We start from the raw sequence: 6,787 nt of genomic DNA, 5'->3' as shown, positions 1-6,787 counted from the left end.
GAAACAAATCAGCGCCGATGATAGTGTGAGGTCTCCTCATGCGAAAGTAGGTCATCGCCAGGCTTTTTTACTAAAGCGGCCCTTGTGAGGTTAACATCTTTTTTTTATCAAATATTATAAATCCAGGTATTTATTTTTAAGTTTGACATAATGTTGAGCTGAATAATGCAAGTGCTCTACTTCTTGTGAAGATAATTTTCTATGGGCACGAGCTGGATTGCCCAAATATAAATAACCGCTCTCTAATATCTTACCAGGGCTTACTACACTACCTGCCGCAACAATAACATGTTGCTTAACATGGACTCCGTCCAAAAGAAGAGCCCCCATTCCAATTAGGCAATACTCATCTATAGTACAGCCATGCAAAACAGCTTGGTGGCCTACTGTAATTCCTTGACCTAAAATCAATGGTCTACCACCTGGAGTATAAGGGCCATCATGGGTTACATGAAGAACAGCACCATCTTGGATGCTGCAAGAATTGCCAATTTGAATGTAATTTACATCACCGCGAACAATAGCCATAGGCCAGACGGAGACATCATTTCCTAAAGTTACATTTCCAATGACAACAGCTTGCGGATCGACATAAACTCTTTCCCCTAATTTAGGATATTTATCTTGAAATTTTCGAATTGAATGATTCATATATTTATACCATAGTTACCAACTCTTCAGCGCTAGTTGGATGAATTGCAACTGTTTTATCGAAATCTTTCTTGCATGCTCCCATTTTTATTGCAACGCCAAATCCTTGTAACATTTCATCGGCACCATATCCTATGATATGCAACCCAATGATTTTTTCCTTTTTGCCCAAGGTAACCAATTTCATGGCTGTGGGAGTTTTTTCAATACTTAATGCATCATACATAGGAATAAAACGTGTTTGGTATATTTTGATTTTATTCTTACCATATTTTTCAATAGCCTCATGCTCACTTAAACCTACAGAGCCGGCTGGCGGATGACTAAATATTACTGAGCAAATATTATCATAATTTAAACAAGCATCGGGTTGATTACCAAAAATTCTGTCACACAAACGTCTTCCTGCCGCTATTGCAACAGGTGTTAAGGCTGGGGCATTAGTGACATCTCCTATAGCATAGATCCCTTCCACAGAGGTATTTTGAAATTTATCGACCAGAATCAATCCTTTTTCATCGGTTTTTACTTTTATTTTGCCAAGATTCAAATCACTTGTTCTGGGGTTTCGACCTGCTGCAGATAGAATGACATCAATGTTTTCAATAACAGAGCCACTTTGGCAGAAGATGCTTTTTCTTCCATCACTATGTAGGTGGATTGCTTGAGCTTTATGATTTTTATAAATATAAATTCCTTGTTGCTGCATAATTTCCATTAAGGTATCACCAATTAGTTGATCGAATCGACTTAATGGCCTTGTGCCTCTCATTAGCAAATGAGTTTCACTTCCAAGTGTATTCAGAATTCCTGCAAGTTCTACTCCTATATAACCACTACCAATGACTGCTACTTTAGCAGGTAATTTGGTTAAGGAAAAAAAACCATCCGAATCAATAGCATGTTTGATGCCATTGATTGCAGGTAGCGCTGGTTCGCCTCCAGTTGCAATAATAATATGCTCAGCCTGATAAATGGTATGATCGATTGTGATAGAATTTTGATTATGAAAAATGCCCTTGCCTTTAATCAATGTGATTTGGTATTGAGATAACCGTTTTGTGTAATTTTCTCTTAGACGTTCAAGATAGGCATTGCGCTTATTGATTAATTTTTCCCAATCTAATTTTGTGCTTTCTAAGGAAAAACCATAGTCAGCAGCTTTATGAAGTGTCTCAGCGATCATGGAGGCATTAAACATGACTTTTTTGGGCACACAACCTAAGTTAACGCAGGTACCCCCTATGTGATTTTGTTCAACGATCGCTACTTTAGCACCATGTTGTGCTGCACGTACTGCACTGGCTATTCCACCACTACCGCCACCAAGAACAATAAGATCAAAATGTATTTTTTTCATAGATAATTTAAGAAATAAAATAATAGTAACAGGTAGCATTCAGTCTACCAAGAGAATTAATCAGTGTAGGTTTTATAACAATCTATAGTATTTTGAAGATTGATACAAGGAATGGTTCTAAAAGAGTAGAACTTCACTAGACTTCTTTAGAAAACTCTACTGCAATGAAGTCTAGTGAGTATTGGGAGAAATAAAATAGAAACTTAATTTAGTTTTGCTAATAGTTCTTTCCTGGTTTTTTCATCAATAAATGCCGATTCAATGGCCATCCTTGTGATGTTGTTCATAGTATCATCACTATACCGATAGGATTTTTGGACCTTTTTATATTCTTGGGCGAGCGTTGTATTCATAAAAGGAGGGTCGTCGGAATTAATACTGATTTTAATACCTGCTTCATATAGTTTGTGGAAAGGGTGGCTGTTCATGTCTTTGAATAAACCCAAAAAAATATTACTTGTAGGACAAACTTCTAATGCGATATCTCTATCCTTAACCATATTCATGACATCAGGAGAATATATTACTTTGACACCATGCCCAATTCTTTTGATTGGCAGGTGTTTCATTGCCTCTTCCATTCCTCTTGCTGAGTCAAACTCACCAGCATGGACAGTGCACTCAAAACCTGAGGCTGCTGCGATTTGGTAAGCTTTGGTAAATAGTTTAGGAGGAAATTTTGCTTCATCACCCCCCAACCCAAATCCTGTCACACAAGGAAGCTTGTCTATCCCAGCCTGTTTGGCAACCCGTTCACATGCTTCTACCCCAAAATGGCGTACAGCAGTAATAATAATACGTCCTACTATGTCAAATTTATTTTTGGCATCATCGATAGCTTGTTGAATGGCTACCAGATGCTCTTTTGAAGGAATTCCACTGGATTTTTCTGCATGATCTGGTGAATACATCATCTCAATATAGATGGCATTTTCTTGCGCATTGGATTTCAAATAATCAAAGGTAATATCATAATAATCCTGTGGATTTTTGATTACGGATGCTAAGGTATCATAAACATTAAGAAAATCCAGGAAATCTTTCGACAAGTAGCTTTTCTCATCAGGAGCAATAAGTCCATTTGGGAGTGTTAAATTGTTTCTTTTTGCTAGTTTTTTAGCCAGATTAGGAGAAATAGTTCCTTCTAGATGCACATGCAATTCTGCTTTTTTTAAGTTCATAATATGACCTTTATCTTATCTAAAGAAGATTAATGGTAACTTAGATGAAAAAGAGATAAAATAACTTTTTTGAATAAAGTTATTTTGGATGAGCTATGAATAAAGATGATATAAATAAAGCTTATGTCAGTCCTTATGATAAATTTTTATTTGAATTTGATGCTACTCATAAGAAAACGGCGTCACAACTTCAAGAAATACAAAAGCATGAGCGAATTGCCCGCATGCGCGACGATAAAAACTATAAAATAGAGCAAAATGTGATTTGGGAAGAGTTTTAACTATTTTGAATATGAAATTAATTTGTTTGCGGTTGGTTATTAGTGAGATGGGTCGGGACACTAATCTAAAAATTTAGTATTTTTAATTGGGGTTAGCCAAACAAGTATTTGCTCAAGATAATCCAGATATGGAATTCCTCTGAAGTCGAAAACAGTTACCCTAACAAAGCATGCAAAAGCTTATAAGATAAAATCGTTAATATTGATGCAGCGGGTAATGTGAGTACCCACGACATAAAAATATTACGAATGACAATGAGATTTAAGGCACCAATACCTCTTGCCAGACCTACGCCTAATACAGCTCCAACCAGGGTCTGAGTTGCTGAAACTGGAATTCCAGTACTTGTGGCTACAACGACAGTAGTTGCGGCAGAAAGTGTTGCTGCGAAGGCGCGGCTAGGGGTTAACGCAGTAATAGCACTACCTACAGTTTCAATGACCTTTCTTCCATACATAAGTAAGCCTGTTACTACACCAACACACCCTAATAAAATAATCCAAGAAGGGTAATTGTCCGCATCAAAGGCTTGATGAGAATGCATTACCAGGCTGTGTACGATACTCAATGGGCCTACTGCTAATGCAACGTCATTTGAACCATGAGCAAAAGCCATAGCACAGGCAGTCAATGCCATTAATACAGCAAAGTATTTCTCTACTTGGATAAAGCGTTCTCTACGTCTAATTTTATGATGTTCAGGGATACGCTTAATAAAGATCATGCCTATGATGGTAAGAATAATACTGGTTGCTAAAGTAACAGCTAAATCCTGCTTTAAATTTAAATGAATATCAAAATGGTTAAGTCCTTTAAATACAGTAATAAAGGATAGAATAAAACCGATTAAAAAAAGATAAATTGGAATGTATAGTTTAGCTTTGGTGAGGGGATTGCTTTTTACGAATATGGTTTGCTGAATACTGATAAATAGGGCATAAGCTGTAATTCCGGAAATCATGGGTGATGTGACCCATCCTACCGCAATACGGATTACTTGATTCCAATGTATTGCGTCAGTACCTAGAACCATAGTACCAAAACCAACCATAGAACCTACCAGGCATTGGTTATGGATACAGGAACGCCAAGATAACTCGCAAGATTCATCCAGATGGTGCAGGCGAATAAAACACATAACATGCCTTCGATGAGGATTAAAGGCTCATTGGAAAGTTGGCTGGTGTTGATAATTCCATCACGCATAGTTTCAGTGACACCACTGCCACCTAAAAATGCTCCTGCAAATTCAAAAACGATGGCAATAAGCATGGCTTGACGAGCTGTTATTGCTTTTGAGCCCATTGTTGTGCTCATAACATTAGCTAAATCATTAGCACCAACTCCCCAAGTCATAAGAAAGCAAAGAATTAGCGCAGAAAAAAGTAAGAAAATTGAGTAATCCATGAGTTAATAACTACCGGGCAATGAGAATTTGAAGTCGACCACCAACCGTCTGGGCATGGTCAGCCAATTCGCCAATCCATTGGACTAATTTGTATAGAAATATGATATCTATAGCAGGAAGTTCCTGTTCTAATTCAAAGATTTTATGCCTAATATCCGCTAGTTTTTCATCGCAGTCATGTTCAATTTCATCTAGCTTGACTATCATTTCTTCAACAATTCTAACTTCACTGCCTCTGAATCCTGTTTCAAGCAACTCATCTAATTCATTAATTGCTGTACAGGCCTGCTTTGAAGCATCAAGGCATCGGCTTAAAAAAGGCATAAAACTTGGAACTAATTTTGGAGGTATCGTCATTTGTCTGCTTATAATCAAACCAGCGATATCTTCCGTTTTATTAGCAATTTTATCCTGAGCACTGAGTAATTCTAATATGTCAGTACGGGCAACTGGTAAAAATAATCCAGTGGGGAGATGCAGGCGTAAATCACGCTTTATTATATCCGCTTCTTTTTCAATAGAGATGATTTTATTCTTGATCTTATTTGCTGTGTCCCAATCGTTTTTAAGCACAGACTCAAAAAAAGGGTACAATTGTTTTGCACATTGGTGTGCCTTTCGTATGTGTTGTTCTATGGGCTTTATTGGAGAAGGCCCGAACATATTAAAAATACTACCCATAATTTTTGATCTCAGAGAACAGATTTGGCAATTATACCCAAACTTTTTTAGGAACAAAACCACTACTTATTTTTTTCTCAGGTTCTTTTTCATAATTGACTGTAAATCAAACAATCAACGAATCAGATTATTAATTAATCTATATGTAAAAATTAAAAGCATTAATGGTGTATAATTAAAGTGAGCAGAGATAATTTTCGGGGGGCTTTCTTATGGCAATTATCAATTCATTAGCTAATCATTTATTGATTGCCATGCCCTCATTAAAAGATCCAAACTTTGAAAGGTCAGTAGTTTACTTATGCGAACATCATGAGCAGGGTTCAGTAGGATTAATTATTAACAGGCCTTTGCAGTTTCCATTATCTATTGTTTTTGAACAGTTGGAAATTGAACCAATTCGAGTGGAAAAAAATAAATGGCCTTTATTATTTGGTGGGCCTGTTCAACCTGAGAGAGGATTTGTTATTCATAAACCAATGGGTGGATGGCGCTCGAGTTTGTTTTTACAGGACGAGGTGACGGTTACCACTTCAAATGATATTATTCGTGCCATAGCTTATGATGAAGGACCTGAAAATGTATTAATTACTTTAGGTTATGCCGCATGGACGGAACAACAATTAGAAAGAGAAATTATGAATAATACCTGGTTAGTCTGTCCTTATAAATCTGAAATTCTTTATGAAGTACCTTTTGAAGATCGTTGGGAATATGCAGGGTTGGCATTAGGTGTCAAGATGAATCAATTGTCCTCTGATGCCGGTCATGCCTAACGCTGTCTATTTAGGCTTTGATTTTGGCTACAAACGAATTGGGGTTGCAGTGGGGCAACGGCTAACATGCAGTGCTTCTCCTTTATCAACTATTAATGCCAAAGCTGGTGTGCCCGATTGGAACGCTATCCAAAGAGTGATATCGCAATGGAATCCTCAAGCACTAATTGTTGGGTTGCCTACTTGCATTGATGGGAAGGAATTATATACCACATCAGCTGCTCGTCATTTTGCAAAGCAATTGCATAAGCAATTTACTTTACCTGTATATTTAGTAGATGAACGCCTTTCAACTGTTGAAGCAAGAGGGCATTTATTTGAACAAGGTGGATATCGTAAAATTAAAAAGACAGAGGTAGATAGCATAGCAGCTTGTGTTATACTAGAGCAATGGTTGCAACAGCCAGAAGAATTCAAATGATGAGCGTATAGCAAAATTAAATGTGCT

At 37.1% G+C, this 6,787-nt stretch carries 7 protein-coding genes and 1 pseudogene; 3 read left to right on the top strand and 5 right to left on the bottom strand.

Translation table 11 applies throughout. From position 1 onward, the window contains the following. Nucleotides 1-114 precede the first annotated feature (114 nt). From OK13_RS07405 to OK13_RS07395, 3 genes are all read right to left on the bottom strand, one after another. Nucleotides 115-651: a gamma carbonic anhydrase family protein gene (locus OK13_RS07405; protein ID WP_035889465.1), complete on the bottom strand. Its 537-nt coding sequence runs from the start codon at nucleotides 649-651 to the stop codon at nucleotides 115-117. Nucleotides 652-655: 4 nt separating this feature from the next. Further along, the gene (gene gorA, locus OK13_RS07400) at nucleotides 656-2,011 is read right to left on the bottom strand and encodes a glutathione-disulfide reductase (protein WP_035889471.1); all 1,356 of its coding nucleotides are present in this window, start codon (nucleotides 2,009-2,011) and stop codon (nucleotides 656-658) included. A gap of 203 nt (nucleotides 2,012-2,214) precedes the next feature. Then, a complete protein-coding gene (locus tag OK13_RS07395) occupies nucleotides 2,215-3,192 on the bottom strand; it encodes an adenosine deaminase (protein WP_035889464.1) in 978 nt (325 codons plus the stop codon). 95 nt (nucleotides 3,193-3,287) lie between these two features. Here OK13_RS07395 and OK13_RS07390 point away from each other — a divergent pair, with 95 nt between their 5' ends. Continuing rightward, entirely contained in the window at nucleotides 3,288-3,473 is a 186-nt protein-coding gene (locus tag OK13_RS07390) for a CBU_0585 family protein (protein WP_035889462.1), read from the top strand. A gap of 155 nt (nucleotides 3,474-3,628) precedes the next feature. Here the strand turns inward: OK13_RS07390 and OK13_RS07385 are convergent. Further along, nucleotides 3,629-4,881, bottom strand: a pseudogene (locus tag OK13_RS07385) (inorganic phosphate transporter). 10 nt (nucleotides 4,882-4,891) lie between these two features. Next, nucleotides 4,892-5,563, bottom strand: a complete 672-nt coding sequence (locus tag OK13_RS07380) for a TIGR00153 family protein (RefSeq protein ID WP_035889459.1) — start codon at nucleotides 5,561-5,563, stop codon at nucleotides 4,892-4,894. Between the two features lie 212 nt (nucleotides 5,564-5,775). Here OK13_RS07380 and OK13_RS07375 point away from each other — a divergent pair, with 212 nt between their 5' ends. Beyond that, the gene (locus OK13_RS07375) at nucleotides 5,776-6,339 is read left to right on the top strand and encodes a YqgE/AlgH family protein (RefSeq protein ID WP_035889455.1); all 564 of its coding nucleotides are present in this window, start codon (nucleotides 5,776-5,778) and stop codon (nucleotides 6,337-6,339) included. Continuing rightward, entirely contained in the window at nucleotides 6,332-6,760 is a 429-nt protein-coding gene (gene ruvX, locus OK13_RS07370; protein WP_035889453.1) for a Holliday junction resolvase RuvX, read from the top strand. Before OK13_RS07375 ends, ruvX begins: the two co-directional genes overlap by 8 nt. Nucleotides 6,761-6,787: the final 27 nt, after the last annotated feature.

The organism is Legionella norrlandica (assembly GCF_000770585.1).
GTDB lineage: Bacteria > Pseudomonadota > Gammaproteobacteria > Legionellales > Legionellaceae > Legionella > Legionella norrlandica.
This window is presented reverse-complemented; position numbering and strand designations above follow the sequence as displayed.

Excerpts from the sequence above, each read along its gene's own strand:
- OK13_RS07405 (WP_035889465.1), bottom strand. The coding sequence starts at position 651 with ATGAATCATTCAATTCGAAAATTTCAAGATAAATATCCTAAATTAGGG.
- gorA (WP_035889471.1), bottom strand. The coding sequence starts at position 2,011 with ATGAAAAAAATACATTTTGATCTTATTGTTCTTGGTGGCGGTAGTGGT.
- OK13_RS07395 (WP_035889464.1), bottom strand. The coding sequence starts at position 3,192 with ATGAACTTAAAAAAAGCAGAATTGCATGTGCATCTAGAAGGAACTATT.
- OK13_RS07390 (WP_035889462.1), top strand. The coding sequence starts at position 3,288 with ATGAATAAAGATGATATAAATAAAGCTTATGTCAGTCCTTATGATAAA.
- OK13_RS07380 (WP_035889459.1), bottom strand. The coding sequence starts at position 5,563 with ATGGGTAGTATTTTTAATATGTTCGGGCCTTCTCCAATAAAGCCCATA.
- OK13_RS07375 (WP_035889455.1), top strand. The coding sequence starts at position 5,776 with ATGGCAATTATCAATTCATTAGCTAATCATTTATTGATTGCCATGCCC.
- ruvX (WP_035889453.1), top strand. The coding sequence starts at position 6,332 with ATGCCTAACGCTGTCTATTTAGGCTTTGATTTTGGCTACAAACGAATT.